The organism is Pantoea sp. CTOTU49201 (assembly GCF_032054795.1).
In the GTDB taxonomy this organism is placed as follows: domain Bacteria; phylum Pseudomonadota; class Gammaproteobacteria; order Enterobacterales; family Enterobacteriaceae; genus Pantoea; species Pantoea symbiotica.
The window spans coordinates 1-1,695 of sequence record NZ_DAMBSA010000619.1 but is presented as its reverse complement, the minus strand read 5'-3'; the positions used below and the strand labels follow the sequence as shown (position 1 = coordinate 1,695).

Below are 1,695 nucleotides of genomic sequence, written 5' to 3'. Positions count from 1 at the left end.
AGTCAAAAGATTCCAGATCGCTAATTAGTTGATCCTGCGCACAAAACCGTGAATTAATTAGCGCGGTAAAAGAAGAAAACGTTTGCGCAGCTGACATCTGACGAATTTTAGCGCGATTCGATACATTATTTGCCAGATAAATAGGTCGCCATAAGTGCAATGCGTGGAAATGAAAGACGCAAAAATCGGCATTTAAGGCGTTTAGACAGCGCGTTAACTTTGCTGTAACCTCCTTTTTTCCCTGAAAGGACGTAGTCATGATGAAGTCGATTCGTGTTGCCCTGATTGGCGATTACCGTGCTGATGCCGTTGCGCATCAAGCCATCCCTCCCGCCGTACAACTCGCTGCAAAAACCCTTTCCCTTAACGTTAGCGCCGACTGGATTGCCACTCCCGAGCTCGACCAGCACAACCTCAATGATTACCAGGCGATTTGGCTGGTGCCGGGAAGTCCTTATCGCAATGACGTGGGCGTGTTTGCTGCTATTCGCTGGGCGCGGGAATGCGGTAAGCCATTTTTGGGTTCGTGTGGCGGATTCCAGTACGCCATCGTGGAGTACGCGCGCAATGTGCTGGGCTGGGAAGATGCGGCGCATGCGGAAACCGATGCCAGCGGTCGCTGGGTGATTGCGCCGCTGGCGTGTTCACTGGTGGAACAGCGCGGAAGCGTCACCTTCCAGCCGGGTTCACGTATTGCAAAGGCTTACGGCGCATTGCAGAGCGATGAGGGTTACCACTGCAACTTTGGCGTTAACGCAGAGTTCAGCGCAGCGCTGGCGACGCAGAATCTGCAGATCACTTCCTGGGATTTGGACGGCGACGTGCGCGGCATTGAATTGACCGATCACCCGTTCTTTGTTGCCACCTTGTTCCAGTCCGAACGTGCAGCGTTACAAAACCGGCTTTCGCCGCTGGTAGTCGCGTGGCTGCAAGCCGCCGCAGGTTAAACACGCATCTCGTAGGGTCGCCATTCATGGCGACCTCTATCAACTGATCTGCAACAACGGCTTACGCTCTCGTCCCGATTGGTGATAGGACTGAATAGCCTCACGCCAGTGCGCCAGCGGGAAAATCTCCACTTCGCCACACTCACTGGCACGCAACAGCGGCCAGAGCTCACTGAACAACGATTGCCAATCCTGATGCGCTAAATCCTCCAGCGTTTGCCGGACGTGGAACCAGTGCAGCGCCGGACGTGGCGCATTAACTCGCACCGGCTTGCCGCTCAGCACGCCATAAGCAATGAATTCAGCGTCGGGAGATAATGATTGCCAAATCAACTGGCCGATTTCGCCGCCCACGGCATCAAAAACCAGATCACACTGCTGCGCGGCAGCAGCAATCTCGGCCCGCTGCGTTTCAGCCAGCGCAGCGATGCCCAATTGCTGCAAGCGTGCGCCATGCTGCGGCGCACGATGAATCGCAGTGATGCTGCTCGTGCCCATCTGTCGCGCCCACTGCGCCAGTAACAGGGCACAAGCGGAACCGCCAGCCGTGATCAACACGCGCTTACCGGCTGGCGACCACTGTTTGAGCATCAGCAACGCCGCCAGTGGATTGATATAGGCGCGTGCCGCCAGCGTGGTGCTGATATCGGGCGGAACCGGCACCGCAATCAGCGGATCGCAATCGACATAACGTTGCCAGGTGCCGACGCCGCGCAGCGGCAGCACGCGCTGGCCAAGCAAATGGCTA

At 56.6% G+C, this 1,695-nt stretch carries 3 protein-coding genes; 1 reads left to right on the top strand and 2 read right to left on the bottom strand.

The annotated features are described in order from the left end of the window. Nucleotides 1-259: hypothetical protein (locus tag RTY00_RS24500; RefSeq protein WP_312666709.1), on the bottom strand; the 259-nt coding region annotated here is incomplete at its 3' end. Here RTY00_RS24500 and RTY00_RS24495 point away from each other — a divergent pair. Beyond that, complete coding sequence (locus RTY00_RS24495; protein WP_312666708.1) at nucleotides 258-947, top strand: CTP synthase; 690 nt, start codon at nucleotides 258-260, stop codon at nucleotides 945-947. The genes RTY00_RS24500 and RTY00_RS24495 overlap by 2 nt on opposite strands. A 39-nt stretch (nucleotides 948-986) precedes the next feature. Here RTY00_RS24495 and RTY00_RS24490 read toward each other — a convergent pair. Next, the coding region (locus RTY00_RS24490; protein ID WP_312666707.1) for an alcohol dehydrogenase at nucleotides 987-1,695 on the bottom strand (709 nt) is incomplete at its 5' end.

Coding starts and splice junctions, on each gene's coding strand:
- RTY00_RS24495 (WP_312666708.1), top strand. CDS start 258: ATGATGAAGTCGATTCGTGTTGCCCTGATTGGCGATTACCGTGCTGAT.